Here is a 25,481-nt window from a genome sequence, read left to right as displayed (position 1 = left end):
GGTCGTTCGTCCCGGGCCGTGGTGCCGGTGGTCGCCGCCTCTCGTGACTTTGTCCCGCTCCGGAACGGGTGGTTCATCGGCGATAACGGGGGTAGGTCCGCTACGACGAAGGAGCACGCCATGTCCCACCGACCTCAGCGACCTCAGGCCGAACCGGACCGTTCCGCCCAGCAGGGCGGGCAGACCTCCGTACCGCGTCAGGGCGAGCACACACCCGTTCCACGGCAGGCGGCCCCTCGCGGCGAGCCGACGGAGCCGCTGACGCAACCCCAGCGAGCCTTGCCCGACCAGCAGATACCCGAACAGCAGGCACCCGAGCGGCAGGCACCCGAGCGGCCGAAGCGGCCCGAACCGGCGCCGGAGCGCTGGGCCGCCCCGCCCTTCGAGGCCCAGAACGGGTTCGGGTTCACCGCGCTCATCACCGGGGTGATCGGGCTGGCGCTGTTCTGGCTGCCGGTCGTCAATCTGGTGTTCGGGCTGCTCGGCACCGTGTTCGGGCTGCTGGGCTTCCGCCGCGTCCGCAAGGGGATGGCAACCAATCCGGGCCAGGCGCTGACCGGTCTGCTCTGCGGTCTGCTCGCCTTCGTGATCGCGGTGCTGTTGTTGTCCTTCGGGCTCGCCGAAGACAACATGTATCCGATGTTCTCCTGACGGCCATGGCCCCGGGCCAGGGGATCAGGCCCCCGACAGTGCCGCCTCGCGGCTTTCGTAGAGCGCGAGCAGACTGTCCAGCCCGGTCATGGTGAAGGCCCGCCGGATCTGCCGGTTCCCGGCCGCGATCCGCAGCACCTCGCGGCCCTGTGCCCGCTCGTGTGCGGTGACCAGGACGGCGAGGCCGGCCGAACCGAGGAACGTGACTCCGCCCAGATCGACGACCAGCGTTCGCGGGGCAGGGGCCAGCAGTTGTTCGAGGCTCGCGGCAAGCTGTGGTGCGGTGAGCATGTCGAGTTCCCCGGAGACCGTGAGGACGGTGACCTCGGGCTCCGGGCGGTCGATGGCCAGGCCCAGCGAGCCGGGCTGGGCCTGACCGGTGGGTACGAGTGGTTGAGACATGACGTGGTGACCCTTCCCCGTCTCGGTGCCTCGCGGCGCCGGTGGGCCGGTGGGCCGGATCGGGATGGCCGTCGGGCCAGGTTCAGTCCACCGGCGGATCCGCCGGCTTCGGCGGCTCTCCATTTGGCGTAGTTCCGGCTGTGGACTCAACCGTGCCTTGCAGCGTAGCCGCGATCCGGTTTCGCGCAATCGGGTGATGGGGGCCGGCTCCGCTGCCTGGTTGTGGTACTTCCGCCCGCGTCGGCGGGTGCCCGTTCGTGGATGATCGGTCGCTCTGCGTTTCCCCCTCCGTCACCCGGGTATCTGGAGGGCACTCGCATCGCGGGTCAGCGGAGGTGAACGGCCACGATGTATGCAACGCAGCGGCACAACGAGCAGCTGGTACGGCTGACCCTGACCGGTCTGGCCGACCTGGGGAAGGTTCGGGAGGCCGTCAGGGAGTTGCTGACGGGCTGCACACAGGAGGACGTGATCGACTCGGTGCTGGTCGCCGACGAGCTGAGCACGCTGGCCTGCGAGTACGGGAACCTGCCTGCGGGGGTCTGCCTCATCCGTTCCTACCGCCGTCCTTCGCTACGGATGGCGGTGACCGTGCCGCACCTGGTGCTGCCGACGGCTCCGAGCCGCTCTCGGACGAGCCGGTACCTGCTGGAGGCCTGCACGACGGACTGGGGGATCGGCAACAGCGGCGAGTACATGACGCTGTGGGCGTGCATCCGGGTCGGGGCACTGCTGGACGAGGAGCTTCCGCTGCCCCGGATCCCGGCCTCCTGATCGCGGACCGGTGACGTCTCTCCATCCCGTGTGGACATTCTCTTCCTGAAGGCTCCTCGTCGAGGACGGTAATCGCTCTCTGGTGCTGCCCAGCCGGATCGACGGGCCGGTTCGTGATCCGCGCCCGGATTACATTTCGGTCACCCGTTCCCCGTCACCCTCCGAAGCGCCGGCCACCGCTGGTAGCAGTGTTCGCAACCGTGTTTCGCGGGCGGCTTTTCGGGCAGCTCAGGAGAAGCTTGCACACCCGAAGGTGGGAGGTCCCGATGACGGCGGTGGCTGCTGACACGCCGGAATTGGCCGCCCGCGCGGCGGAACAGCTCGCCGCCGCGGTGGCTGCCGCGCTGCGACCGGATGCCACACCGCTGGACTACGGTCCCTGTCGCCGGGGCGTGGGGGCGGCGGTCGAACGGCTCGGCGCCGCATTGTGCGGCCTCATCCAGGAACTGGAGCCGAGGACGGAAACGCTCTTGTCGGACAGTGCCATCACGCGCGCACACCATCTGGCCGCCGAAATCCGGTTCGCCCGGCCGCCCGAGTTGTGAGCGGACAGTCTCGACACCCGAATGGCCTAGCGGTGGAGCGCTGTGCGTGGCCGAATCGGGAAGGCGGGGAGGAATGGGCTCTCCTGTGGGGGAAGGGTTGGGCCACGTGGGCGACCAAGCTTCTCCGAATGGGGTTGCCTCTTTGGCCTCCGTCACAGGAAGGGGCGAGCAAGTGCCTCCAGTGCTCGCCCTCACGCTCCTCAGTGGACGAAGTCGTCGGCTCCATGCGGTAGCTTTCTGTTATGGGCCAGCACACGCCGTTCATCGACGACGAGAAGGAAGGCCGGAGCGTCGGCCCGGACCGCCAGTGCCCTCGAGGGTTGCCGCTTTCCTCTGATGCCGGTCGCATTCTCCTTCCTGTCGTGTCACGCCGGTCATGAGGCTGGGAAGCGTGGCCGGGTACGCGGCCGCTGTCATCGGCGCTCTGTACGCGGCGTTGAGCCTGTACTGGGGCGCGGGCGGGACCTACTGGCTCGACACGGTGGGCGGGGCGGTCAGGGATCTGGCCGGGCGGGGCGGGACGAGTGCGGTCACCGTGGGGCTCGGAGCGGCAGCGTTGAAGCTAGCGGCCAGCGCCGTGGCATTCGTGCTGGCGCGAACGGGCGGCCGGTTGCGATGGTTGCTGATCCTCGCGGCACTGATCGGATTCGTCCTCATCGTCTACGGCGGGGTGCTGGTCGCGGTCGGGGCCTTGGTGCTGACCGGCGCCATGGACCCGGGCACGGCGATCGACCGGACCGCGCTGACCTGGCATGTCGCCGTGTGGGATTTGTGGTTCCTGGTGTGGGGGGTGCTGTTCGCCCTCGCCACCATCGCCTTCCGCCGCCGGTCACCGGTGGTAGGCAGCCGGGTTTAGGGCCGAGAGCGAGGTGGTTGGCGTGGCGGTGCGGATAGCGGCCCCCATGCGCGCCGACTGTGCTGCACGCCTTGGCCCGGGCAGCAGCGCACCGGAGCTGTGCCGGAGGCCGGGATAGGCTGCGCGGGTGACGAACCTGGACCTCGAGCCCTCCGGGCTGGCCGTGCTGACCATCGCCGCGGGCCCGTTGAATCTCTATACCCCCGACCTGCACGACGAGTTGGACGCGGCCTTGGACCGGTTGACTCCGGACACCCGGGCTCTGCTGATCCGGGCCGAGGGCAAGGTGGTCAGCGGTGGGGTCGATGTCCACCATTTCGCCGCGCAGGAGACCCCGGAACAGGCGAAGGTCCTGTTCGACCGGATGCTGGAACTGCCGAACCGCATCGCCGCACTCGAGTTCCCGACCGTCTTCGCCGCGCATGGCCTGTGCCTGACATGGGCCTTCGAGGTGGCGGTCGCCTGTGATCTCATTCTGGCCGCCGAAGGAGCGAGCTTCGGGCTGGTGGAGAAGGTGGTCGGGCTGACCCCGACGATGGGCGGCACGCAGCGGCTCGCCGCCAGGGCGGGAGTGGGCCGCGCGAAGGAATTCGTGATGACCGGGGACCGTTACCCGGCTGCCACGCTCGAGCGGTGGAACGTCGTGAACCGGGTCCTGCCCGACGAGGGCTTCGCCGGGGCGGCCCACGCCTTCGCCACCGGTCTTGCGGCCGGCCCGACCCGCGCCCATGCCGCCACAAAGAAGGTCCTCGCGCATTTCGAGCGCGGCGGGGTGCCGGCGGCGAACGAGCACATCACCTCGATCGCCGCCGAGTTGTACCGCACCGAAGACCTGCGGTCCGCGGTCCGATCGTTCCTTGCCGAAGGGCCGGGCAAGGCCACCTTCACCGGCCGCTGATGCCGCTCGCGTCACCGGCGGCGGGGGACGATCCCGCTGAATGCCGGTCCCGGGTCCGCGGGCCGCGAGCCGGCGGACCCGGGTGAGCGCGCCTGCCACCGCCCCGAGAAGGCGCTCTTTTTTCTTGTATGTCAGGAAAAGTGCCATCGGCTTCCTCCTTGTCTGGCGCAGTCTCGCATCACCGTCGTCTTAGGACGGACGAGCATCCGTGCTGCCATCGTATGAGTCGGCCGGGCGTCGCAACATCTACCGAAAGATAGATTTACAGATCTCCGGCGCCGGGTAGAGTCCGTTCCACGGCGATTCTGGCGCGTGAAAAATGCACTCCTGGTCGCTCTGGTGTTTGATAACTCGATCTTCGTATCTCCGCTGTGCCCGGGGGACGTCCGTCGCCGCGCATAACCCGGGCCGGCGGCGGGTATGTGGCGGGCATGAGCAAGGTGACCGTCGCGGATTTGCGGAAGCTCCTGGAAGCCGGGGGCGGGACGAGTCTGGTTCTGGAGGGCGGGCGGATCCTCCTGGTGCCGCCGGAACAGCTCCCCGGGCACGCGGGGGCGATGACCGTCACGACCAGGGAGGAGCTGCGGCAGCGGCTCGGCACGGGAGAGCCGGAGGAGCGCACGCTCCGGGAACAGGCCGAGATCCTGAACACCGAAATCGCGGAACTGGGCGCCTGAGGTTTGGCCGGGCGTGGGCGGGGTAGTCGCGGGCGGGTTCGCCACGCCGCGCGGTTCAGCCTGCCGTGCGGGCAGGAGGGGCCCGGAAGGCGCAAGCGGGCGATGTCCCTTCCGACGGCGCTCGGTGCGGCCGAGTTGTGGACCGGGTCCGCAGGGCCTACCACTGAGGTGACGGCCACCGAGGTGATGGTCCGTGTCCGGTCCGGGACGACGGGCGCACCGTGCCGGAGGAGGAGCGATGAGGGACGAACACAGCCTTTTCGGGCCGCTCGCCGATCCGGCAGCCGATGCTGGCCACGAGGAACATCCGCCCCGCGTCGGGTTCTTCACCGACACCTCGGTCTGCATCGGCTGCAAGGCCTGCGAGGTGGCGTGCAAGGAGTGGAACAACGTGCCCGACGACGGGTTCAGTCTGCTCGGCATGTCCTTCGACAACACGGGCTCTCTGGGGGCCGACACCTGGCGTCACGTTGCCTTCGTCGAACAGTCGCGGCCGCTGAGCGGTCAGGACGCGGGATTCGGCGGCCTGCCCACCGGTCCCTCCGGCAGCGAGGTCTCGGCGGGGACCGTGGCCTCCGCCCTCGAACAGGCCGAACGGGGCGGCGGGGAACTGGGCACCTCGCCGGTCGATCTGGGCCTTCCCCGGTTCGAGCGGCCGGGCGACGCGACCGGGGCCGAGTCGCGCACCGACTTCCGGTGGCTGATGAGTTCCGACGTGTGCAAGCACTGCACGCATGCGGGATGCCTGGACGTCTGTCCCACCGGTGCGCTGTTCCGGACGGAATTCGGCACTGTGGTGGTCCAGCAGGATATCTGCAACGGGTGCGGTTACTGCGTTTCCGGTTGTCCTTACGGTGTGATCGACCGGCGGGAGCACGACGGACGCGCCTGGAAGTGCACCCTCTGCTACGACCGTTTGCGGGATGGCCTCGAGCCGGCCTGCGCCAAGGCCTGCCCGACCGAGTCCATCCAGTTCGGGCCGCTCGACGAGCTGCGGGATCGGGCGGCGCGGCGGCTGGCCCGGCTCCATGAGGACGGGGTGACCGAGGCCCGGCTGTACGGTCACGACCCGGGGGACGGGGTGGGCGGTGCCGGCGCGTTCTTCCTGCTGCTGGACGAGCCGGAGGTCTACGGACTGCCACCGGACCCGGTGGTGCCGACCCGTGACCTGGCGTCGATGTGGAAATACGCGGGGATGGCCGCTTCGGCGTTCGTCGCCGCCGCCGTGTCGGTCTTCCTGGGGAGGGGAAAGCGATGAGCCGCAACGGACAGCGCGGGCAGGCGGCCGTACCGCCGGCGGAATTCCGGTCCTACTACGGCCGGGCCGTGTTGAAGACCCCGGTGTGGGAATGGAAGATCCCGGCCTACCTGTTCACGGGCGGGCTGTCGGCGGGATCGGCGATGCTGGCGGCGGGCGCCGATCTCACCGGCCGTCCCGACCTGCGCCGGACGGGCAGGCTCGCCGCCCTGGGAAGCCTAGTGGTCAGCACCGTTCTGCTGATCGCGGATCTCGGGCGGCCGGAACGGTTCCACCACATGCTCAGGGTGGCCAAGCCCAGTTCCCCGATGAGCGTGGGCACCTGGATCCTGGTCGCGTACGGGCCGGGTGCCGGTGTCGGCGGCCTGGCCGAACTCGTGCCGAGCGGCCTGCGGCGAGCCCTACCGGGCCGTCTGCTGGGCCGGATGGCGCGGCCCGCTGGGCTGGCGGCGGCGGCCGTGGCCCCCGGAGTCGCGTCCTACACGGCGGTCCTGCTGTCGCAGACCGCGGTGCCCGCCTGGCATGAGGCGCACCCCTGCCTGCCCTTCGTGTTCACCGGATCGGCCGCGGCGAGCGGGGGCGGGCTGGGCATGGCGCTGACACCCGTGGCGCAGGCCGGTCCCGCGCGGCGGCTGGCGGTGGTGGGTGCGCTGCTGGAAACCGCCGCCTCGCGGATGCTCGGCCGGCGAACCGGGGCTTCGGCCGAGGCCTACTCGACCGGCCGGGCCGGGCGGCTGAAGTCCTGGGCGGAGGCGCTCACTGCCGGGGGTGCGGCAGGCACCGTTCTCGCCCGCCGAAGCCGGACCGCTGCCGTCGCGTCCGGGCTGGCGCTGCTGGCCGGTAGCGCCCTGCAGCGCTTCGCCGTCTTCGAAGCCGGAGTGGCGTCCACAAAGGACCCAAAGTACGTGGTGGTGCCGCAGCGGGAACGGGTCGACGCGGGCATCCCCGTCCGAGGAGACGACCGGGCACCGGCGGGGGGCACCGGGTAGCGGAGGCGCGAATCGATAATCGATCTCCCCGGCGCAACACCTTTGCCGGCTCGGCCAGGGCACGCGGGAAAAACCCTGCCCGACAGCCCTTGTCGCCGAGGAGACAGAAACGAGGGAACGACGATGGCCAGCGCACTGCTCACCCGCACGCACGGCACCTTCAACCTCGTCGGCGGGCTCTGGCCCCTGATCGGCCGCCGCAGCTTCGAGCGGGTCTTCGGGCGCAAGGCCGACCGCTGGCTACAGCAGACCGTCGCCGGGCTGCTCGTCGCCGTGGGCTGGGCACAGTTCTCCGCAGCCGAAACAAAGGAAGGGCGGAGGCTGGCGCGGCGGCTGGGCCTCGGCACCGCCGCCGCGCTGCTCGCCATCGACCTGCGCTACGCCCCCTCGGGCCGGATCCCCAGGACCTACCTGCTCGACGCGGCCCTGGAAGCCGCTCTGCTGGCGGCCTGGTCGCTCGACGCCCTCAGCGACTGATCAGCCCCCGACCGCCTTGCGGATCGCGTCGCGCACCCGGTCCATGATCGCCACCGGCGTGCCCAGCACCACGTTGGCCGCGGCGCCTTCCACCCCGGGGTGAGGGTGTGTCGGAGCGATCGCCTCGGCGGCGCGGACGGTGTCGGCCATGGCGATCCGGCGCTTCTCGTCGACCCCCTTGTGTAGCATGGGGAACTCCTGGCGTTCTTCGTGCGCGGCGTGGGCGAGCACATCTTCACGCAGTTCGCGGAGCAGCGTGTCGAAGCCTTCCGCCTCGGGGCCCATATCGTCCAGGGTGGCCAGCAACTCCTTGGCCCGGCGTTCCTCGCCCAGGCGCGCCTCCACCACCTTGTCCCCGCCAGGTAGCTTGCGCACCTCGGGGTGGACCAGTTCCTCTTCCGCGGTTTCGTGCACCGACAGCAGGCGCACCAGGTTGCGGAAACTCTCGGTCCGTTCCGTGCCGGTCGCCGTCTCCAGCTCGCCGAACAGCCTGCGGATCTCCTGATGCTGCTGCCTGAGCAGGGCCACGACATCCTTCTGCTGCGCCACTCTGTCCTCCTCCTCGTCGTCCTCCGTCGTCCCGACGCAGGGCTGGGAGTACCCGCGGCGAGGCCGTCCCACACGGTTCCGCCGTAGCCTGCCCGGGTACACCCGGCGAATGAACCACCAGCACGCGCCCGACCGCAGCACCCTCGGCAGCCGCGTCGTCACGAAGGTGACCGCCTGGGCGGGGTCGGGACCGGTCATCGCCGTCGCGACCCTGCTCGTGGTGGCCTGGTCCGCCGGATTGCTCTACGTCGAAGGCAGCCTGGACAACCAGCCCTATCAGCTCATCCTGAATTCGGTCACCTCGATCGTGACGTTCCTGATGGTGTTCGTCATCCAATCCGCGCAGAACCGGGACAGCAGGGCGATGCAGGCCAAGCTCGACGTCCAGAGCCGGGTGCTGTCGGCACTGGCGCGCCGCATGAAGCTCGACGACCCCGATGAGATCCTCGAACTGATCGGTCTCGAAGAAGCTCCGGAACGGCATATCCAGGCCTACCAGCACCGGGTCCGGAACCGGGGGTACGTTCAGGGCGACGAGTGAGTTCCGCCGGTGGCGCCGGGCAGGACAGGTCAGCGGCCGCTAGCGTGCACAGCCATGCGGATGCCCCGGCGGTGGTACGACGAGGGGGAGGACCCCGACTACCGGTTCACCCTGGCGAACGAGCGCACCTTCCTGGCCTGGCTGCGGACCGGCCTGGCCCTCGTGGGCGGTGCGATCGTGCTGGCCCAACTGGTCCCGCCGTTCACCATCGCCGGGCTGCGAACCGGCCTGGCCGCCCTGCTGGCCCTGTCGGGCACACTGCTGTCGGCCTTCTCCTACCGGAGATGGGCCCGGGTGCAGTGGGCGATGCGCACCCAGAAGCCACTGCCGGCGACCCGCCTGCCGTTCGTCATCGGCTGGGTGGCGGCGGCGGCCGGCCTCGTCGTACTGCTCGTCGTGCTGATCAGGCCGCTGTGACTCCCCGTGATCCCGGCCTGCAACCCGAGCGGACCGCACTGGCCTGGCACCGCACGGCCCTCGGCGCGGCCGTGCTGACCGTGCTGCTGGTGCGCCATGGCGCGGTCGTCCGCGCCCCGCTGGAACTGGCCGCCGGGGGCTTCACCTTCCTGACCGCGCTGTTCGCCGCGCTCACCTCGCGCACCGTGCGGAGCGGCATCGCGCCACGGCGGCAACTGCTCCTGGTCACCGCGACCCTGGTGGCGGCCGGGTTGCTCACCACGTGCCAACTGGTCATCCGGTGACGTCAGGACGGGTGCCGCCGCAGCCGGACACGGTAGGAGTAGTGCTCAGGAAGGAAGTGGCTGATCGCGAGCTCGACCGGTACGCCCGCCGAGGAAAGATAGAGCCGGTCGATGCGGAGCAGTGCGTGATCCGTGGCGCAGCCGAGGCATTCGGCAACCTCCGCTGAGGCATGCCCGACGGTGACGCTCTGCTCGGCCTCCACGATCGGATCCTTCAGCCTGCCCTCCAGCAGGCCGATGACGGTCGCGCTGCTGTGCGCGCCCGGAGCCGATACCTCCGGCACCGCTTCGAGTAGTTTCCCGATCGCGGGCGGCAGGAACACCGTGGTCAGGCAGAACGGGACGTTCTCGTGCACTCGGAGGAAGGCCAGCTGGTGCACGCCGTCGGCGGGCAGCTGCAGCCGCCCGGCCGCGTCCACGTCGATCCTGCGGTGCAGCGGCGTCACCAGGTGCATGCTCGTGTCCAGTGACAGGCCCATCAGATCCTCGATCGACCCGAACTGCCGCAGGTAGCGCTCGGAGGCGGGGGCGGCGAACGTGCCGCGCCCCGGTACGCGATGGACGATCCCGTCGGCGACGAGGTCCTGGAAGGCCCGCCGCACCGTCTGGCGGCTCACCCCGTGCCGTCCGGCGAGTTCCGCCTCCGTGGGCAGGCGCACCCCGTCGGGGAACTCGTGGCGCAGGATGGCTTCCCGCAGTTCCCGGGCCAGTCGCAGGTAGGCGCTCTCCCGCATCAGACTTCCAGACCGCCGCGGCTGACCAGCTGGCGGGCGATCACACCGCGCTGGATCTCGTTGGTGCCTTCCCCGACGATCATCAGCGGTGCGTCCCGGAAGTAGCGCTCCACGTCGAACTCGGTCGAATAGCCGTACCCGCCGTGGATGCGCACCGCGTCCAGCGCGATCTGCATGGCGGTTTCGGAGGCGAAGAGCTTGGCCATGCCTGCTTCCATGTCCACCCGCCGCCCCGCGTCGGCCTCGCGGGCGGCGTGCAGCGTGAGCTGGCGTGCGGCGGTCAGTGAGGTCGCCATCGAGGCGAGATAGTTGCCGATCGACTGGTGCTGCCAGATCGGCTTGCCGAACGCCTCCCGCTCCTGCGCGTACTTCAGGGCGTCCTCGAACGCCGCGCGCCCCACCCCGAGCGCGCGGGCGGCCACCTGCAGCCTCCCGGTCTCCAAGCCCGCCATCATCTGCGCGAACCCGTGTCCTTCGGCCCCGCCGAGCACGGCGTCGGCCGGGGCGCGATAGCCGTCGAAGACGAGCTCACAGCTTTCCACGCCCTTGTAGCCGAGCTTCGGCAGATCACGCGAGACGGTCAGGCCGGGGCCGTGTTCGGCGAGCAGGATCGAGATGCCGCGGTGCCGCGGTCGCGCTTCCGGATCGGTCTTGCACAGCAGGGCGATCAGGCGCGAGCGCCGCGAGTTCGTGATCCACGTCTTGGCGCCGTCGACCACGTAACCGTCGCCGTCCCGGCGGGCCACGGTGCGCAGCGCCTGCAGGTCCGAGCCGCCGCCCGGTTCGGTGAGCGCCATCGTGGCACGGACCTCGCCAGTGGCCATCGCGGGCAGGTACCGCCGCTTCTGCTCCTCGGTGCCGAAGCGCACCAGGAGTTTCACCACGACGGTATGTCCGCCCATCGCCCCGGCCAGGCTCATCCAGCCGCGCGCCAGCTCCTCGGTGATGAGCACGTAACACGGCGTGGACACCGCGGTGCCGCCGAACTCCTCGGGCACGGCCAGGCCGAAGATGCCCAGCGCCTTCATTTCGTCGATCAGCCGCTCGGGGTAGGTGTCGGCGTGCTCCAGTTCCCGCACCACCGGCCGGACCTTTTCGTCGACCCAGTCGCGGATCGTTTCGACCATGAGCCGCTCATGCGCGGAGAGGCTGTCGAGGGTGCCCATCGGGTATTTGTACGGCCATGGGACATCCGTGGTCAACACCTTGCCGCAGAAGGAAACTTGACGATCGGTACCGGTGCGAACAAGACTGTCCGGGACCTTTGTACGGCCGAATCGAGGGAGCGACATGGCGCTGGGTGAGCATCTGGAGTCCTGGCGGCCGGAACCGGTCACCACCGTCGACGACATGCTGCCCGGACCGGTCGCCGCGATGTCGGCGGTGCTCGACCAGCCGATCCCGGCGGGACCGCTGCCGCCGCTGTGGCACTGGCTGTACTTCCTCGACTGGCCCTTGCAGCGCGAACTCGGCGAGGACGGCCACCCCCGCGAGGGCCACTTCCTCCCGCCGATCCCGGACCGGCGCCGGATGATCGCCGGGGGCAGGCTGAAGGTGCGGGAGCCGCTCGAACTCGGCGTCGAGGCCGAGCGGGTGAGCCGGCTGGGCGAGGTCACGGTCAAACAGGGCAGCACCGGCGAGATGGTGTTCGTGACCGTGCGCCACGAGATCAGCCAGGGCGGGCGGCTGCGGCTCGTGGAGGACCAGGATGTCGTCTACCGCTCCGGCGAGGACGAGCGCCGCAAGGCGATGCTGACCACGAGCACCGCCGAAGCTCCCGCGGCCGACGAGCGGTGGCAACTGGAGCTGAGGCCGGACACCCGCCTGCTCTTCCGGTTCAGCGCGCTGACCGCGAACGCGCACCGCATCCACTACGACGAGCCGTACGTGCGGGACGTGGAAGGCTATCCGGGACTGGTCGTGCACGGCCCGCTGCTGGTGTTGCTCATGCTGGAACTGGTCCGCGAGCGGCCGGTGCGGTCGGTCGCGTTCCGGCTGCGCAAGCCGGTTTTCGCCGGGGAGCACCTGCGGCTGCTGGGATCCCCGGGCCTGGACGGGGCAGGTCTGCGGGTCGCCACCGCTCGTGAAGACCGACACGCCACGGCCGAAGTGGGGTTCGCGTGACCAGCGCGCTCGCTCAGGCCGTCACGGTTCTGTTCGTGCCGGGCCACCGTCCGGAACGCTTCGGCAAGGCCGCGGCCTCCGGGGCCGGCGCGGTGATCCTGGATCTGGAAGACGCGGTCGCCGAAGCGGACAAGAGCGAGGCACGAGCCGCCGTCGCCGCATGGCTGTCGGGTGGTGGCGAGGCCGTGGTGCGGATCAACCCGCCGGGCACTCCCTGGTACGAGGACGATCTGGAGGTCGCCAGAGCGCACCGGTGCCCGGTGATGCTGCCGAAGGCCGAGGATCCGCGGGTCATCGCCGCGCTCGGCCTTCCGGTGATCCCGCTGGTGGAAACCGCTTCCGGGATCGAAGACGCCGCGGCGGTCTGCCGCGCGGGCAACGTCGTCCGGGTCGCGTTCGGCAGCGTCGACCTGGCCACCGAACTCGGTGTCCGCCACGAGGACACCCTTGCGATGGCTTACGCGCGCTCGCGGCTGGTGATCGCCAGCGCGGCCGCCGGCCTCGCGCCGCCCCTGGACGGGGTGACCACCGACCTCACCGGAACCGCCGTGCTCGAGGCGGACGTCGAGCACGCGCGAAGGCTCGGCTTCGGCGGGAAGCTCTGTGTCCATCCGAAGCAGATCGACGTGGTGGCGCGGGGTTTCGCGCCCACCGACGCGGAGCTGGACTGGGCGAGGCGCGTGGTCGGCGCCGCCGATTCGGTGTCTACTGTGGATGGACAGATGGTGGACCGGCCGGTGCTCGAACGCGCGCGACGGCTGCTCGCGCGGGGATGACGGAGTTCAGTGGCCGGTGATCCGCGCCGTGCCGAGCACGTGCGGTGACATCGGGACCGCCGGTGCCGGGAAGCGGAGGTAGCGTGCCTCGGTCACGGTGAAGCCGGACTCGGCGATCGTCTCGTCGGTCGGGCGCACCAGGTGGCAGCCACCGGAGAAACGGGGCCACAGCACGTCGACGAACCGCTGGTACCGCGCGAAACGCCGGTCATGGGAGCGGATGTGTTCGTAGAACCGCAGTTCTCCGTCCCCGCGCAGCACGCGCCGGATCTCCCTCAGCGCCGTGGGCACGTCCCGCACCGAACACAGCACCAGCGACGTGACCGCGACGTCGAACGAGGAGTCGGCGGCGGGTAGCGCCTCGGCCGTTCCCTCGGCGACGGTCACCGGTATCGGGGCGGATCGTGCCGCCCGTTCAGCCTGTGCCCGCAGGGTCGGCTCCGGTTCGACCGCCAGCACCTCGGTCACCGTGGCGGGATAGTGCGGGAAGTTCGCTCCGTGCCCGGCGCCGATTTCGATCACGCGGCCGGTGGCACCGGCGAGCAGTTCCCGGCGGTGTTCCGCAGCGCCCGCCGTTTCGGCCCAGGCGGCGAGCCGGGGGTAGACCCTGGCGAACACGGGATGCTTCACGACGTCCTCGTTCCGGTGGCTGCTCGGTGGTGGCGGCAGCCGCAGGATAACCGCTGCGGCGTTCCGGTGAACCTCCGGCGAGGGGCCGTGGCCACGGTCTGGACATCGCCCGGAGAACGGCGTATCCATAGAAGGCATGCCATACGGTATACAGCCTACAGTGTTCAGTGTGGGTTGATGTTGGTCCCGGCAGGTGCCGAACGCCGGAAGCACGAGGAAGTCCATCAACCAGAGAACCGCTTCAGCGTCGAAAGAGGCTCTCATGGACAACAGCCCGAAAACCTACAAAGAGATCACCGACGGGAACGGACGGACCTACCGAATGGGGGAGAGCCCGCAACGTCTGCTGGGCAGGTCGCGGGCATGGATGATGTGGCTGCCCTGGGTGGCCATGTTCGCGGTGAGTTCCTTCGAATACGGCTGGGGCGCGGTCGAGGAGACCCTGGAAGAGCAGTACGGCTGGACACTGACCGACGCTTTCTGGCTCGCCAGTATCTGGGCGGTATTCCAGGCGGGCGTCGCCTTTCCCGCCGGACGGTTGCGGGAGAAGGGGGTCTTCTCCGCCCGGGCGGCGATGCTGGCCGGCGCCCTGTGCTGCGGCATCGGCTATTTCACCCTGGCCCAGGTCGGTAATCTCGCGCTCGGCTTCATCGGGTATTCCGTCCTCGGCGGCATCGGCGCCGGCCTGGTCTACGCGACCTGTATCAACATGGTCGGCAAGTGGTATCCGGAAAAGCGCGGGGCGCGTGTCGGTTTCGTCAACGGCGCCTTCGCCTACGGCGTGGTGCCGATCATCTACGTGTTCTCCTACCTGATGACCCCGCGCAATTACTCGGTGATCCTCGACGTCATCGGGGTGTACATGCTGGTCGTGGTGGCGGGCTGCGGATTCTTCTTCAAGGACCCGCCGAAGAACTGGTGGCCCGGGCATATCGATCCGGTGAAATGGGCCGTCGCGGGCCGGCGCACCGCGGTGCGCAGCCTGCACCGGAACCCGCCCGCGGTGCGGCAGTTCTCTCCGATGGAGGCGATCCGCAGCGGCATGCTCCCGCTCATGTGGTGCTGCATGGTGATCATCGGCATGGTTTCGCTGTTCGGGATCAACTTCGAGGTGCCCTTCGCCAAGCAGAGCCATTTCGGTCCGTTCGTCGCGGCCTCCGCGGCGGGCGTTCTGTCCATTGTGAACGGTACCGGCCGGGCGCTGGTCGGCTGGGTCTCCGATGCCATCGGCCGCCGGCGGACGTTGACCATCGTGCTGGTGATCGCCGCCGTCGCCCAGTTCGGTGTGCTCTACGCGGGCAACACGCGGAATCTGTGGTTGTTCATGGCGGCCGCCTTCCTCACCGGTTTCGGCAGCGGCGCGTTCTACCCGCTGTTCGCCACCCTGGTACCGGACTACTTCGGGGAGAACCACAACGCGACGAACTACGGAATCGTCTACAGCTCGAAGCTGGTCGGCGGGATCGGGGGCGGCGGGGTGGCCGCGGCCGTGGTGGTTTCGTGGGGGTACACGGGCGCCTACCTGCTCGCCGGGGGCGCCGCGCTGCTCGCCGCGGTGCTGAGCCTGTTCCTGCGGCAGCCGGGTCGCCGCCGCGACCGGCGGTCCGAAGCGGTCGCCGGGGAACTGGGCGGAACCGCCCTCGCCGGCTGAGGCGGGGCGTGGCGGCGGTCGCTCCGTTCACGGCCACGCCCTTCCCGGTGGACGCCGCGAGCGGGACGGGAGAGACGGCCCGACAATGACCAGAAGGCGCCCGCCGAAGGAGGAGCGACTCAAGGAGGTTCGACAATGGCCGGTCACACCTATCGCGTCACCGAGATCGTGGGCTCTTCCGGCGAGAGCATCGAAGACGCGATCCGCGGCGGGATCGAGCGCGCCGCGCGGACCCTGCGCGAGCTCGACTGGTTCGAGGTCACCGAGATCCGGGGCCACCTGGAGAACGGTGCCGTGGGGCACTTCCAGGTGGGCATGAAGGTCGGTTTCCGCCTCGAGGAATCCGGAGAGTCCGAAGAACCCGGATGAGCCGGGTCAGTCCCCGTCGAAGGACAGCGGCTGGGTGCGCCGGGGGATGAGCAGCAGCGCCGCGGTGCCGAGCACGGCCACGACCACCAGGCTCACGAAGACGTGGTGCGTCGCCGCCGCCAGGGAGTCGCGGACGTATCCGGCCACCGCGGGCGCTTGCGCCTGGGCGTGCCCGCCGAGGACGAGACTGGTCGCGTCGACGCCGTCCGGGAGTCGGCCGGCGACCGGTGCCGGCGGGTGAGCGAAGCGGTCGGCCAGGGTGGCATTGGCGATGGCGCCGAAGACCGCGACCCCCACCGCGCTGCCGAGCGAGCGGCTGAACATGTTCGTCCCCGTCACCACGCCGCGCCGGGCCCAGCCGACCACCGACTGCACGGCCACCAGTGTGGGGCTGGAGAACAGGCCCAGTCCGGCGCCGAGCACGAACGCCGCGCCCGCGACGACGGGCACCGGAGTGTGCGCACCGAGCAGGGTGGCGGTCAGTACGGCGCCGGTCAGCACGAGCCCGCCGCCGATCAGCGCGGTGTCGCGGAAGCCGATGCGCAGGTAGAGCCGTCCGGCGAAACTGGCGGAAAGCGGCCAGCCGAGGGTGAGGGCGGCGAGGGCGAACCCGGCGACCACGGCGTCGGTGCCGAGCACCCCTTCGACGTAGGTCGGCAGGTAGGAACTGAGGCCGATGGTCAGGGCACCGACGGTGAGCGCGACGAGGTTGCCGCCGGCCAGGACGCGGCGCCCGAACACCCACAACGGGAGCACGGGTTCGGTGGCCCGGCGCTCGGCGAAGAAGAACGCGATCAGGGCCACCGCGGCCAGGACGAAGATCACCACGCTCGGCGCGGACCCCCACGGCCAGGCGACGCCGCCTTCGAGCAGCCCGAGGATGACCAGCGTGAAACCGGCGGTGAGCAGGGCGGCGCCAAGGTAGTCCACGCGGTGCGGGCGGCGGGGCACGTTTTCGGTGAAGTGCCGGGCGAGCATCCACAGGGCGACCGCGCCGAGCGGAAGATTGACGAAGAAGATCAGCCGCCAGGACGAATACTGCGAGAACAGCCCGCCGAGGGTGGGGCCGACCACGGAGGCGATGCCCCACACGCTCGCGACATAGCCCTGGACGCGGGCGCGTTCCTCGACCGTGTACAGGTCGCCCACCATGGTGATGCTCATGGGCTGGACGGCGCCGGCGCCGATGCCCTGCACCGCTCGCGCGAGGATCAGCGTGGGCATGCTCCACGCCGCGCCGCACAGCACCGAGCCGATCAGGAACACCACGATGCCGAACACCATCAGCGGTTTGCGCCCGAACGAGTCGGCGAACTTCCCGTACAGCGGCACGGTGACCGCCTGGGTGAGCAGGTAGACCGAAAACAGCCACGGGAACTGGGAGAACCCGCCGAGGTCCCGCACGATCGAGGGCACCGCCGTGGCGAGGATGGTCGAATCGAGCGCCACCAGCCCGGTACTGAGCATGATCGAAGCCAGTACCGGTCCGCGTTCCGAGCGGAGTCCGACTCCCTGGACCGTTGTCACCCGTTGCCCCCTTTTGCCGTCGGCCTCACCGAAGGGCAGCAACTCGTTCGCCAGGCGAATCATTCCCGGCCCCGGGATCGGCGGGGGTCAGCCGGAGGGGGAATACAGCTTCTTGAGGCCGGTCAGGTCGCCCAGTGCCAGGAGCCGTTCCGTGGTGTCGCACGGCCGGGTGGCCGCGCTCATCGTCTCCGTCGCGTGCCGCGACTGGTCGACGTGGGCGAGCCCGGCCGTGTGCCCGCGCTCGTGGGTCGCCACGCTCTGCAGGTCGTAGGCGCCGAGGCAGGCGGCGGGCGGGGTGGTGAACCAGTGGTGCACGCTGTTGTCGATCATCAGGTCGGACGACAGCACCGCACCGGTCGAAGCGTTGTAGTACACGCAGGTGTAGGCCAGGTACGAGGGCGGGAGCCGGCCCCAGCTGGTCACGCTGTAGCCGTCGTCGCCGGTGCACGCCCCGGACGGGCTGATCCCGGCGGTGCGGGTGGTGGTGCCGAGGTAGCGCTGCGAGGTGCCGAGCGCGGCGGGAAGGCCGCACCGGTTGTGCCCGGCCAGCACGGTCTGCGTTGCGGTCTGGATCGTGGGCAGGGCGGTGTCGGCGACCTCGGGCGGCGCGCCCGCGGGGTTGTAGTACCACTGGTAGGGGCCGGTCAGATGCCAGGGTGCGAGGACGTAGGCCGGGTCGGTGCAGGCATCCGTGGTGTCGAAGCCCGCCAGTGCCGCGGAGGCCGGTGTTCCGGCGAGGATCGCCTCGGCCACCACCACGATCCGCACACCCCGCGAGGCGTGCAGGCCCGTCGCGAACGCGCACAGCGCGATCGCCAGGAGCAGTGGCAGCGTCTTGCGCGGCATCATCCGTCCTTCCTGGGCGGGCAAAGGGGATTTCGGGCTCACGGAGGCTCGGCGCCTGGTCTCCAGCTTCGAGGTGACCCGGTGCTGTCCGGTGTGCCGCTGGGGTGCCGTTCGGTAGCCGCGCCGTGCGGATGTGGTGACGGAAGGGCCGTACGGTCGGGCTCTGTCAGGGATCACCGAGGGAGAGCGCCCGTGCCGGGACCGAGCGATCACGACACCGGTGCCGCGGCTGCGGCCGCGGCACCCGCCGCAGCGCTGGTCATCGACCGCCGGGGATGCCTGGTGTTCGCCAACGGCACCTTCGGGGAGCTGTCCGGCACCGGGGTCCGGCAGTGGCGGGGCGCGCCGGAAGACGCGGCGCTGAAGGCGATCGCGGCGCGCTGCCGGGACGAGGAGAGCGCCTACCGGCGGCTCGCGGCGGTCCGGGAACGCGGCCAGGGCTCGGAGGTCCTCGATCTCGGGGCGAACCGGGTGGTCTCCACACGGGAACCGCTGCCCGGCGCGGACAGCGAACTGGGTGCGCTGTGGCTGTTCACCGAGCCGCCTTGCCCGGCGGCACAGCAGAACCACCTGCTCGCCACGGTGGCGCACGAGTTTCACACGCCGTTGACGGCGTTGCTCAGCTTCGCCGAGTTGCTCGCGGACGCACGGCTCGGCCCGCTGAGCGTGGATCAGCGTTCGGCGGCCGAGGCGATCAACCGCAACGCCGAGCGGCTGCTGCGCCTGGTCGACGATCTCCTGCTGCTCGCCAGGCTGGAGAGCAGGCGGTTACCGCTGCGATTCGTGGAGGTGGACGTGCCCTCGCTGGTCCGGGCCGCGGTGGTCGACCGTGGCCCGGAGTCCGCCGAGCGCGGCATCGAACTGCGGTGCGTGACCTCGGCGGGGCCACCGATCGCGGGCGACCCGGCACGGCTGCACCAGGTGCTGGGCAACGTGCTCGGCAACGCCGTGAAGTACGGGGCCGCCAACAGCCGCGTCCGGGTGGAGGCCGCCTACACCGAAGACCGGTGGACGATCGAGGTCGCCGACTCGGGGATGGGCATCCCGGCCGAGGAACTGGACCGGATCACCCGCGGTTTCGAACGGGGATCCAACGCGGTACTCGCCGGGATCTCGGGCAGCGGGCTCGGCCTGGCGGTGTCGAAGGAACTGGTGGAGTCGCACGGTGGCACGCTCGAGCTGATCAGCGTGCTCGACGTGGGCACGACCGTGCGGATCGTGCTTCCCACCGACCATCGCGACGGGAAGGGCCGGTCGTGAAAAAGGTGCTGGCGATCGAGGACGAGCCCGACATCACCTTCGCGCTCAGGCTGCTGTTCGAACGGGCCGGGTATGCCTTCTGCGGGGCCGCGGACGGGCGTTCGGGGCTGCGGCTGGTCCGCGAGCAGCGTCCGGACCTGGTGGTGCTCGACATCGAACTGCCGTTGCTGGACGGCTGGACGGTGCTGGAGCACATCCGGGACCTGGGCGAGATACCGGTGCTGGTGCTCTCGGCGCATGCCGGGCAGACCGACAAGGTGCGCGGGCTGCGCGCGGGCGCCGACGACTACGTGACGAAACCCTTTGCGAACGAAGAACTTCTGGCGCGGGCGGAGGCGCTACTGCGCCGCGCCGGTGCACCGCGCCGCCCCCCGGGATCGTGGGGTGACGATTTCGACGACGGGGTGGTGCGGATCGACGGCCGGACCCGGCTGGTGTCGGTGGCTTCGCCTGCCGGGCCGCGCACGGCCGAGCTGACCAACATCGAGTTCCGGCTGTTGCGCACCCTGGTCCGGCACCGCGGGGCCGTGCTGTCGGCGACGCAGTTGCTCGCGCACGCCTGGGACGACCCGTCGGGCATCGGCCCGGAGCGGGTGAAGTTCGCGGTGCTGCGGCTGCGCCGGAAGCTGGGCTGGGACAGCGCGAATTCGCCGATCCGCGCCGTCCGGGGAGTGGGGTACCGCTATGTGGCGGGTGCCGGCACTCCGGGGGCGGGTGTGGTCACCGGCGGTGACCCACGGCACCGGCGGTGACCACACCCGCACTGCTCAGCCGCCGAGGCCGAGGAGCCCGCCGAGACCCGGTGCGCTCGTGGTGGTGGGCGTGGCCGGTTCCGTGGTCGTGGTGGTCGGCCCGGTCGTGACCGGCGGTGCCGTCGGTACCGGCAGGACCGGCAGGACCGGGTTGGTCGTCGTGGTGCTCGGGGCGGTGGTCGTGGTCGTCGGGGATGGGCTGGTGTCCGGGGTGCAGGCCACGCTCTCCAGTGCGGCGGCCAGGTGCCGGGCGAGGTCGTTGACGATGCCGGTCACCAGGGGCAGCGGCAGTGTGGCGACCAGTGAGCGCAGGATCTGCAGGTTGCCCACCAGCCACTGGTAGACGGGCAGCAGTGCGGGCGGGACCACGGGCGAGGGCAGCTGCTGGAGCAGGGTGATCACCTGCGCGAGCGTGGCATCGATCACCGCGGGGTCGGCGGTGCCCGCCAGGGTGTTCAGCAGCCCTTCCAGCTGGTCCACTGTGGAGCACAGCACGGGCACGGCCGGCGCCTGCACTCTCTCGGCCCGCGCGGGTGTCTGGGCTTCCGCGACACCCGCGGTGCCGCTGAGCAAGCCGGCGGTGACCAGAGTTCCGGCCACGGCCGCGCGAACGGAGTTGTTCAACACGGATCACCTCTTTCGAGAAACGGCATGGTGCGCTGCCCGTGACTGGCGGAACCCGGCGCGCTCCCGCGACCCCGCTTACTGGGATCCGGGGGCGAAACGCCGCCGGGCCTGTCGTCCGGATGAGCAGGGGCAGCTTCCATCAGTTCCGTTTGGACTGTCAAAACGGAACGCCGCGACACGCGGTGAAAGCGTGAAACGAGGCACTATCGCGTGAACGAAACGGCGGTGAAGGGATTGTGTGCCCTGGACTGTCCTATCGGGACAGTCATGCGGCGGGCGGCAGCCAGCTCTTGGTCGACTCCGGACGGCCGAAGTAGTAGCCCTGTGCCTGGTCGCAGCCGAGGCGGCGCAGAATCTTGGCCTGACGCGCTGTTTCCACACCTTCGGCGATCACGATGAGGCCCACCGAATGCGCCATAGCGACGATGCCGCCCACGATGCCCTCGGCCTCGCGTGAATGGCCGAGCTCTCGCACGAAGGACTGATCGATTTTGAGCACGTCCAGTGGCAGCCGCAGCAACTGCGCGAGCGAGGCGTAGCCTGTTCCGAAATCGTCGATGGCGAGGCTCACGCCCAGCCGCCGCAATGCCTGCAGTTTCATCGCCGCCCCGGCCGGGTCGCGCATCAGCGTCGTTTCGGTGATCTCCAGGCACAGCGCTTCGGGCGGCAGCATCGCGCGGTGGAGCGCGCGTTCCACCGTGACGAGGAGATCGGGATCGTCGAGCTGGCGCGCGGAAAGGTTCACCGCGACCTGGAGGTCGAGCCCCAGTTCCCGGCGCCGCTTGGCCATGTCGCGCGTGGTCGTCTGCAGTGTCTGGATGCCGATCTTGTTGATGAGATCGCTTTCTTCGGCCAGCGGGATGAATTCGACCGGGGAGATCACGCCCAGGACCGGCTGGTTCCACCGCAGCAGCGCCTCGACCCCGACGGTGCGTCCGGTGGCCAGTTCCACCACCGGCTGGTAGGCGACCCACAGTTCCTCGTTCAGCACCGCGCGGCGCAGGTCCTGTTCCAGGCGAAGCCTGCGCTGCAGCCGTTCCCGCAGTGCCACGTCGAAGAATTCGTAGCGGCCCGGCCCGGTGGTTTTCGCTTGGTACATCGCGACATCCGCGTCGCGGATCAGGTCCTCGGCCCGGCGGGTGTCCGACGGATCCGCGACCACGATCCCGATGCTCGCGTCGATGTGCAGTTCACGCCCGCTGACCGTGATCGGGGCGGCCAGGCTCGCGCGCAGGTGCTTCGCCAGTGCCCGGACGTCTTCCGGGCTCCGGACGTGGAAGTTGACCACGGCGAACTCGTCCCCGCCCAGCCTGCCGACGAGATCGGCCCGGCGGACCCCGCCCCGTAAGCGCTTTCCGACCACCCGCAGCACCTCGTCGCCGATGCCGTGCCCGAGCGAGTCGTTGATCACCTTGAACTTGTCGAGGTCGACGAACAGCACGGCGAGGGTGTCGGTCCGGCCGGGTTCGCGCAGTGCCTCGGTCAGCCGCCGTACGATCAGCGTCCGGTTCGCCAGTCCGGTGAGCGCGTCGTGCGTGGCCTCGTACAGCAGCCGTTCGCCGATCTGCCTGCGTTCGGTGTTGTCGTTGAAGGAGGCGACCACCGCATACGGGGGGCCGGTTTCGGGATTGAGCGGGCGGCTGCTGACCGAGAGCCACACGTCGCCGCGGCCGTGCCGCTTCACGCGCACGATCTGGCCGTTCTGCGGTTCGCCGGTGCGGCGCGTGACGGCGATCGGGAACTCGCCGTCCGGGATGCGCATCCCGGTTCCGTCGTACAGTTCGAAGGAGCTGGGGTCGGGGGAGAGGATGTCCTCGATGGGCGCGTCGAGGATCCGTGACACCGCCGGGTTGGCCGACTCGACGCGGCCGTCGCGGCCGAGTACCACGACCCCCTCCTCGAGGGCGGCGACCACCGTGGTGAAGTACTGCTCGGCGAGTCGCCGCGCGGTCTCGTCCGCGCAGACGAGCACGTAGCCGGTGTCCATCCTGGCGGCGGAGATCCGCAGGTAGCGCGGGTCGCCGTCGGTGCGGTGCACGGTGAGCAGGCAGCCACCCTCGGCCAGTACCTCCGGCACGTCGAGCGGGGTGCCGATGAGCTCTTCGATCGGTCGGCCGGAGGCGTGGCAGGCGGCCGGGCCGAAGATCGTTTCCGCGGCGGGGTTGACGCTGATCACCACCCAGTCCTGGTCCGTCGCGATGATCGCGTCACTGACGTGGGTGACCAGCGCCGCCTGGTTGCGCAAGGCGGCTTCCGCCGCGCGCTGGGCGCTGAGGTCCCGCATGATGACCTGATAGGCCGGGCGCCCTTCCCAGGTCGTGAGCACCGAGACCGACTCCACCCGGAAGGTGCCCCCGTCGAACCGGAGGAGGACGGCTTCGGCCGGGGCCGTGACGGCCCCGGGCCGGGACAGCGATCCGATCCGGCGCAGCAGTTCGGGCACCGAGTCCGGGTGCACGAAGTCGAGGATCGACCGGCCGAGCAACTGCTCGGTGGAGGTGGCGCCGACGAACCGCATGGTGGCCGGGTTGACGTAGACCAGCCGGCCGTCCTGGTGCACCACGAGCCCGTCCGGGCTCAGGTCGACCAGCAGCCGGTAGCGGTCGGCGAGGTCGGCCAGGGCCCGCTGGGATTCCTGCTGGTGGGTGACGTCGGTGGCCACCCCGACCAGGCCCTGCCGGGCGCCGTGCCCGAACCTGCGGGCCCGGAAGTGCGTCCACCGGGCGCCGCCGCCGGGCAGGTCGATGCGGCGGATCACCTCGAATTCGTCACGCTGTCCCGACCGAGCGAGGTCGACCAGGGGTTTGACCGCGTCGCGCAGGTGCTCGCCGATGGCGTCCTCGTCCGTCCCGGGGGCTCCCACCAGCTCCGCGATGCCGGGCGTCCACACCGCCGCGCCGGTGGCCAGGTCCAGCCGCCAGCCCGACCCGTGGCTTTCGGTCAGCGCCAGGTCCGTGACAAGGTCGGAGCCGAGGTCGGTGCCGGCGACGAGGCGCCCGGAGTCGCTGACCTCACTACCCATGTCCTGCTCCGATCGCATCGAAGGGTTCGCCTCCCTGATCGGCGCGCCTCGGCCCCAGGGAAGTCCGGCGATACCCCTCGATCGGGTGTATCCGCGGAGCGGCGTGCGGCCGCCCTGGAAAGGAGCCTACGTGCTGATCACTCGGTCCACGAACCGGTCACCGGTCCTCACCTGGCTGCGAGAAGGGCGGCTGCGCTGCCCCGGCTGCCACGGCCCGCTGCGCCCATGGGGCTACGCCCGGGTGCGCACCGTCCGCTTCGCCCGCGCGCCCGCCCGGCTGCTGCGCCCGCGGCGCCTGCGCTGCCGCGGCTGCGGGAGCACGCACGTGGTGCTGCCGGACTGGGTGCTGCCCCGCCGCGCCTACGCCGCCCCGGTCGTCAAGCAGGCGCTGGCGGGCCGGTCCGCCGGGCACGGCCACCGCGCCGTGGCGGCCCGGCTGCGGATACCCGCGCCGACCGTGCGCGACTGGTTCCGCCTGCCCGATCACTACCCCGGATGGGCTACTTCCAGGGGCCATTCCGCGGTATCGGCAAGGGTCCTTTCGGCTGTCTACGTGGGCTGACAACACGAGACCGTCCCACCCCCGGCCGCCGAGGCGCTCCGCGCGGATGCTCCGCCCGGTAGGACGTGTGGCGTTCCCACACCGCCGCGTCGTTTCGAGGAGCGAGGACCAATGCCCGGGCACAGAAGCACCATCGTCGGAGTCGGCGCCGTCACCGGATACGGCTGGGGCAGCGCCTCGCTGTGGGAGGGGCTGCGGTCGGGGCAGCCCGCCGCCCGGCGCGTGCCCGGATACGGGACGAATCCCGGCGAGCCCGGCTGGGTGGCGCTGGTGCCCGACGGCGGTCGCGCGGGCGACGGCCCGACCCGGTTCGCCCGCGCCCTTCGGGCGGCGGTGCGGGAGGCGGTGGAGGACGCGACCGGCCGCGGCTGGCGGCCGCGCCGCGTGGGCCTGGTGCACGCCGCGGTACTCGGTGAAGTGGATCTCCTGCGGGACTTCTACCTGGCGCACGGCGGGTCGCTGCCGGTCAGGGACTACCTCTACCTGATGCCCTCCACCCCGGTTTCGCTGCTGATGCAGGAGTTCGGGTTCCGCGGCCCGGCCCTGCAGGTTTCCGCCATGTGCGCCTCCGGCAACGCGGGCCTGCTCACCGCGCAGGCGTGGCTGGATGCGGGCATCGCCGACGACGTGGTCGTGGTCGCCACCGATCTGTCGGCGGGCCCGGAACACGTGCGGGCCTTCGTCCGGCTCGGCGTCGCGGTCACCGACGCCGAGCCGCTCGACGCCTGCCGCCCGTTCCAGGAGGGCAGCCGGGGATTCACCATGGGGGAGGCCGCGGCCTCGTTCGTGCTGTCCCGGGGCGAGGGTGGCGGGCGGCCCTACGTCGTGGCCCACGGCGGGGCCATGACGCACGACGCCTACCACGTCACCTCGATCGACCCGGCGCTCACCGCAGTGCGGGAGTGTGTGCGCGTGGCGCTGGCCGATGCCGGGGTCCCGGGCTCCGCGGTGGCCTACCTGCACGCCCACGGGCCCGGGACGGCCCAGTGCGACCGGGCGGAGGCGGCGATGCTGGCCGAGTTCCTGGGCGGCGACGCCGGGATCTACTCGGTCAAACCGCTCGTTTCGCACTGCCAGGGTGCCGCCAGTGCGGTGGAGATCGTGGCCACCGCGCTGGCGTACGAGCACGGGGTGATCCCGGCGCCACCGGCGGTCGCGCCCGCACATCCCCGGCTGCTGTCGGGGCCCACCGCGCTGTCCGGTGGGCTGACCCTCAAGACCTCGCTGGGGATGGGCGGGCACAACTCGGCCGTGGTGCTGGGTCCGGCGGCGTGAGCGCCGCC

At 70.6% G+C, this 25,481-nt stretch carries 29 protein-coding genes; 20 read left to right on the top strand and 9 right to left on the bottom strand.

Translation table 11 applies throughout. From position 1 onward, the window contains the following. Positions 1-120: 120 nt before the first annotated feature. Positions 121-651, top strand: a complete 531-nt coding sequence (locus tag ORV05_RS23510) for a hypothetical protein (RefSeq protein ID WP_268754192.1) — start codon at positions 121-123, stop codon at positions 649-651. A gap of 24 nt (positions 652-675) precedes the next feature. On the opposite strand, the gene ORV05_RS23505 is transcribed toward ORV05_RS23510, so the two are convergent. After that, a complete protein-coding gene (locus ORV05_RS23505) occupies positions 676-1,053 on the bottom strand; it encodes an STAS domain-containing protein (protein ID WP_268754191.1) in 378 nt (125 codons plus the stop codon). 348 nt (positions 1,054-1,401) lie between these two features. Here ORV05_RS23505 and ORV05_RS23500 point away from each other — a divergent pair, with 348 nt between their 5' ends. From ORV05_RS23500 to ORV05_RS23465, 8 genes are all read left to right on the top strand, one after another. Further along, a complete protein-coding gene (locus ORV05_RS23500) occupies positions 1,402-1,827 on the top strand; it encodes a hypothetical protein (protein WP_268754190.1) in 426 nt (141 codons plus the stop codon). Positions 1,828-2,093: 266 nt separating this feature from the next. Next, complete coding sequence (locus tag ORV05_RS23495; protein WP_268754189.1) at positions 2,094-2,372, top strand: hypothetical protein; 279 nt, start codon at positions 2,094-2,096, stop codon at positions 2,370-2,372. Positions 2,373-2,748: 376 nt separating this feature from the next. Beyond that, positions 2,749-3,228: a DUF3995 domain-containing protein gene (locus ORV05_RS23490; RefSeq protein ID WP_268754188.1), complete on the top strand. Its 480-nt coding sequence runs from the start codon at positions 2,749-2,751 to the stop codon at positions 3,226-3,228. A gap of 127 nt (positions 3,229-3,355) precedes the next feature. After that, complete coding sequence (locus ORV05_RS23485; RefSeq protein WP_268754187.1) at positions 3,356-4,126, top strand: enoyl-CoA hydratase/isomerase family protein; 771 nt, start codon at positions 3,356-3,358, stop codon at positions 4,124-4,126. Positions 4,127-4,557: 431 nt separating this feature from the next. Then, positions 4,558-4,803 (top strand): hypothetical protein, encoded by a 246-nt coding sequence (locus tag ORV05_RS23480; protein WP_268754186.1) that lies wholly within the window; start codon positions 4,558-4,560, stop codon positions 4,801-4,803. A gap of 238 nt (positions 4,804-5,041) precedes the next feature. Further along, positions 5,042-6,061 carry a 4Fe-4S dicluster domain-containing protein gene (locus ORV05_RS23475; RefSeq protein ID WP_268754185.1) on the top strand — a complete coding sequence of 340 codons (1,020 nt, stop codon included), beginning with the start codon at positions 5,042-5,044 and terminating at the stop codon, positions 6,059-6,061. Beyond that, complete coding sequence (nrfD, locus tag ORV05_RS23470) at positions 6,058-7,050, top strand: NrfD/PsrC family molybdoenzyme membrane anchor subunit (RefSeq protein WP_268754184.1); 993 nt, start codon at positions 6,058-6,060, stop codon at positions 7,048-7,050. The genes ORV05_RS23475 and nrfD overlap by 4 nt, the downstream gene beginning before the upstream one ends. Positions 7,051-7,173: 123 nt before the next feature. Beyond that, positions 7,174-7,527, top strand: coding sequence for a hypothetical protein (locus tag ORV05_RS23465; RefSeq protein ID WP_268754183.1), 354 nt, complete (start codon positions 7,174-7,176; stop codon positions 7,525-7,527). Here ORV05_RS23465 and ORV05_RS23460 read toward each other — a convergent pair whose 3' ends face one another. Next, positions 7,528-8,076 (bottom strand): hemerythrin domain-containing protein, encoded by a 549-nt coding sequence (locus tag ORV05_RS23460; RefSeq protein WP_268754182.1) that lies wholly within the window; start codon positions 8,074-8,076, stop codon positions 7,528-7,530. A 109-nt stretch (positions 8,077-8,185) separates the two neighbouring features. Between ORV05_RS23460 and ORV05_RS23455 the strand changes: the two genes are divergently transcribed. The 3 genes from ORV05_RS23455 to ORV05_RS23440 are packed head-to-tail and all read left to right on the top strand — an operon-like array spanning position 8,186 to position 9,318. Then, positions 8,186-8,617, top strand: a complete 432-nt coding sequence (locus ORV05_RS23455; RefSeq protein ID WP_268754181.1) for a low affinity iron permease family protein — start codon at positions 8,186-8,188, stop codon at positions 8,615-8,617. Between the two features lie 54 nt (positions 8,618-8,671). After that, complete coding sequence (locus ORV05_RS23450) at positions 8,672-9,034, top strand: YidH family protein (RefSeq protein WP_407652535.1); 363 nt, start codon at positions 8,672-8,674, stop codon at positions 9,032-9,034. Then, positions 9,031-9,318, top strand: a complete 288-nt coding sequence (locus ORV05_RS23440; protein WP_326938079.1) for a DUF202 domain-containing protein — start codon at positions 9,031-9,033, stop codon at positions 9,316-9,318. The genes ORV05_RS23450 and ORV05_RS23440 overlap by 4 nt, the downstream gene beginning before the upstream one ends. A gap of 2 nt (positions 9,319-9,320) precedes the next feature. Here ORV05_RS23440 and ORV05_RS23435 read toward each other — a convergent pair whose 3' ends face one another. Then, positions 9,321-10,052 (bottom strand): GntR family transcriptional regulator, encoded by a 732-nt coding sequence (locus tag ORV05_RS23435; protein ID WP_268754180.1) that lies wholly within the window; start codon positions 10,050-10,052, stop codon positions 9,321-9,323. Next, positions 10,052-11,218 (bottom strand): acyl-CoA dehydrogenase family protein, encoded by a 1,167-nt coding sequence (locus ORV05_RS23430; RefSeq protein WP_268754179.1) that lies wholly within the window; start codon positions 11,216-11,218, stop codon positions 10,052-10,054. Before ORV05_RS23430 ends, ORV05_RS23435 begins: the two co-directional genes overlap by 1 nt. A gap of 124 nt (positions 11,219-11,342) precedes the next feature. Here ORV05_RS23430 and ORV05_RS23425 point away from each other — a divergent pair, with 124 nt between their 5' ends. Beyond that, the gene (locus tag ORV05_RS23425; RefSeq protein WP_268754178.1) at positions 11,343-12,176 is read left to right on the top strand and encodes a hypothetical protein; all 834 of its coding nucleotides are present in this window, start codon (positions 11,343-11,345) and stop codon (positions 12,174-12,176) included. Further along, on the top strand, positions 12,173-12,952 hold the full coding sequence (locus tag ORV05_RS23420; protein ID WP_268754177.1) for an HpcH/HpaI aldolase/citrate lyase family protein: 780 nt from the start codon (positions 12,173-12,175) through the stop codon (positions 12,950-12,952). The genes ORV05_RS23425 and ORV05_RS23420 overlap by 4 nt, the downstream gene beginning before the upstream one ends. Before the next feature lie 6 nt (positions 12,953-12,958). Here ORV05_RS23420 and ORV05_RS23415 read toward each other — a convergent pair whose 3' ends face one another. Then, entirely contained in the window at positions 12,959-13,582 is a 624-nt protein-coding gene (locus ORV05_RS23415) for a class I SAM-dependent methyltransferase (protein ID WP_268754176.1), read from the bottom strand. 262 nt (positions 13,583-13,844) lie between these two features. Here ORV05_RS23415 and ORV05_RS23410 point away from each other — a divergent pair, with 262 nt between their 5' ends. Together ORV05_RS23410 and ORV05_RS23405 are read left to right on the top strand one after the other, a co-directional pair. After that, entirely contained in the window at positions 13,845-15,233 is a 1,389-nt protein-coding gene (locus ORV05_RS23410) for an OFA family MFS transporter (protein ID WP_268754175.1), read from the top strand. Between the two features lie 135 nt (positions 15,234-15,368). Next, a complete protein-coding gene (locus ORV05_RS23405) occupies positions 15,369-15,602 on the top strand; it encodes a dodecin (RefSeq protein ID WP_268754174.1) in 234 nt (77 codons plus the stop codon). Between the two features lie 6 nt (positions 15,603-15,608). Here ORV05_RS23405 and ORV05_RS23400 read toward each other — a convergent pair whose 3' ends face one another. Both ORV05_RS23400 and ORV05_RS23395 read right to left on the bottom strand, forming a co-directional pair. Next, complete coding sequence (locus tag ORV05_RS23400; protein WP_268754173.1) at positions 15,609-17,129, bottom strand: MDR family MFS transporter; 1,521 nt, start codon at positions 17,127-17,129, stop codon at positions 15,609-15,611. 87 nt (positions 17,130-17,216) lie between these two features. Then, positions 17,217-17,975, bottom strand: a complete 759-nt coding sequence (locus tag ORV05_RS23395) for a matrixin family metalloprotease (RefSeq protein WP_268754172.1) — start codon at positions 17,973-17,975, stop codon at positions 17,217-17,219. 192 nt (positions 17,976-18,167) lie between these two features. Here ORV05_RS23395 and ORV05_RS23390 point away from each other — a divergent pair, with 192 nt between their 5' ends. Next, positions 18,168-19,235 carry a sensor histidine kinase gene (locus tag ORV05_RS23390; protein WP_268754171.1) on the top strand — a complete coding sequence of 356 codons (1,068 nt, stop codon included), beginning with the start codon at positions 18,168-18,170 and terminating at the stop codon, positions 19,233-19,235. Beyond that, a complete protein-coding gene (locus ORV05_RS23385; protein WP_268754170.1) occupies positions 19,232-19,987 on the top strand; it encodes a response regulator transcription factor in 756 nt (251 codons plus the stop codon). Before ORV05_RS23390 ends, ORV05_RS23385 begins: the two co-directional genes overlap by 4 nt. 15 nt (positions 19,988-20,002) lie before the next feature. On the opposite strand, the gene ORV05_RS23380 is transcribed toward ORV05_RS23385, so the two are convergent. Both ORV05_RS23380 and ORV05_RS23375 read right to left on the bottom strand, forming a co-directional pair. Continuing rightward, positions 20,003-20,611, bottom strand: coding sequence for a hypothetical protein (locus ORV05_RS23380; protein WP_268754169.1), 609 nt, complete (start codon positions 20,609-20,611; stop codon positions 20,003-20,005). 268 nt (positions 20,612-20,879) lie between these two features. Further along, positions 20,880-23,654 carry a sensor domain-containing protein gene (locus tag ORV05_RS23375; RefSeq protein WP_268754168.1) on the bottom strand — a complete coding sequence of 925 codons (2,775 nt, stop codon included), beginning with the start codon at positions 23,652-23,654 and terminating at the stop codon, positions 20,880-20,882. A 112-nt stretch (positions 23,655-23,766) separates the two neighbouring features. Here ORV05_RS23375 and ORV05_RS23370 point away from each other — a divergent pair, with 112 nt between their 5' ends. Further along, entirely contained in the window at positions 23,767-24,198 is a 432-nt protein-coding gene (locus tag ORV05_RS23370) for a DUF6431 domain-containing protein (RefSeq protein ID WP_268754167.1), read from the top strand. Between the two features lie 111 nt (positions 24,199-24,309). Then, on the top strand, positions 24,310-25,473 hold the full coding sequence (locus tag ORV05_RS23365) for a beta-ketoacyl synthase N-terminal-like domain-containing protein (protein WP_268754166.1): 1,164 nt from the start codon (positions 24,310-24,312) through the stop codon (positions 25,471-25,473). The last annotated feature ends 8 nt before the right edge of the window (positions 25,474-25,481 follow it).

Source organism: Amycolatopsis cynarae (genome assembly GCF_026802195.1).
Lineage (GTDB): Bacteria > Actinomycetota > Actinomycetes > Mycobacteriales > Pseudonocardiaceae > Amycolatopsis_E > Amycolatopsis_E rhizosphaerae.
The sequence above is the reverse complement of the archived record's forward strand: the minus strand, read 5'-3'. Positions and strand labels throughout refer to the sequence as shown.

Bases quoted from the DNA above. Each gene is read 5' to 3' on its own strand.
- ORV05_RS23510 (WP_268754192.1), top strand. From the start codon at position 121: ATGTCCCACCGACCTCAGCGACCTCAGGCCGAACCGGACCGTTCCGCC.
- ORV05_RS23505 (WP_268754191.1), bottom strand. From the start codon at position 1,053: ATGTCTCAACCACTCGTACCCACCGGTCAGGCCCAGCCCGGCTCGCTG.
- ORV05_RS23500 (WP_268754190.1), top strand. From the start codon at position 1,402: ATGTATGCAACGCAGCGGCACAACGAGCAGCTGGTACGGCTGACCCTG.
- ORV05_RS23495 (WP_268754189.1), top strand. From the start codon at position 2,094: ATGACGGCGGTGGCTGCTGACACGCCGGAATTGGCCGCCCGCGCGGCG.
- ORV05_RS23490 (WP_268754188.1), top strand. From the start codon at position 2,749: ATGAGGCTGGGAAGCGTGGCCGGGTACGCGGCCGCTGTCATCGGCGCT.
- ORV05_RS23480 (WP_268754186.1), top strand. From the start codon at position 4,558: ATGAGCAAGGTGACCGTCGCGGATTTGCGGAAGCTCCTGGAAGCCGGG.
- ORV05_RS23475 (WP_268754185.1), top strand. From the start codon at position 5,042: ATGAGGGACGAACACAGCCTTTTCGGGCCGCTCGCCGATCCGGCAGCC.
- nrfD (WP_268754184.1), top strand. From the start codon at position 6,058: ATGAGCCGCAACGGACAGCGCGGGCAGGCGGCCGTACCGCCGGCGGAA.
- ORV05_RS23465 (WP_268754183.1), top strand. From the start codon at position 7,174: ATGGCCAGCGCACTGCTCACCCGCACGCACGGCACCTTCAACCTCGTC.
- ORV05_RS23455 (WP_268754181.1), top strand. From the start codon at position 8,186: ATGAACCACCAGCACGCGCCCGACCGCAGCACCCTCGGCAGCCGCGTC.
- ORV05_RS23450 (WP_407652535.1), top strand. From the start codon at position 8,672: ATGCGGATGCCCCGGCGGTGGTACGACGAGGGGGAGGACCCCGACTAC.
- ORV05_RS23435 (WP_268754180.1), bottom strand. From the start codon at position 10,052: ATGCGGGAGAGCGCCTACCTGCGACTGGCCCGGGAACTGCGGGAAGCC.
- ORV05_RS23430 (WP_268754179.1), bottom strand. From the start codon at position 11,218: ATGGGCACCCTCGACAGCCTCTCCGCGCATGAGCGGCTCATGGTCGAA.
- ORV05_RS23425 (WP_268754178.1), top strand. From the start codon at position 11,343: ATGGCGCTGGGTGAGCATCTGGAGTCCTGGCGGCCGGAACCGGTCACC.
- ORV05_RS23410 (WP_268754175.1), top strand. From the start codon at position 13,845: ATGGACAACAGCCCGAAAACCTACAAAGAGATCACCGACGGGAACGGA.
- ORV05_RS23405 (WP_268754174.1), top strand. From the start codon at position 15,369: ATGGCCGGTCACACCTATCGCGTCACCGAGATCGTGGGCTCTTCCGGC.
- ORV05_RS23395 (WP_268754172.1), bottom strand. From the start codon at position 17,975: ATGCCGCGCAAGACGCTGCCACTGCTCCTGGCGATCGCGCTGTGCGCG.
- ORV05_RS23375 (WP_268754168.1), bottom strand. From the start codon at position 23,654: ATGCGATCGGAGCAGGACATGGGTAGTGAGGTCAGCGACTCCGGGCGC.
- ORV05_RS23365 (WP_268754166.1), top strand. From the start codon at position 24,310: ATGCCCGGGCACAGAAGCACCATCGTCGGAGTCGGCGCCGTCACCGGA.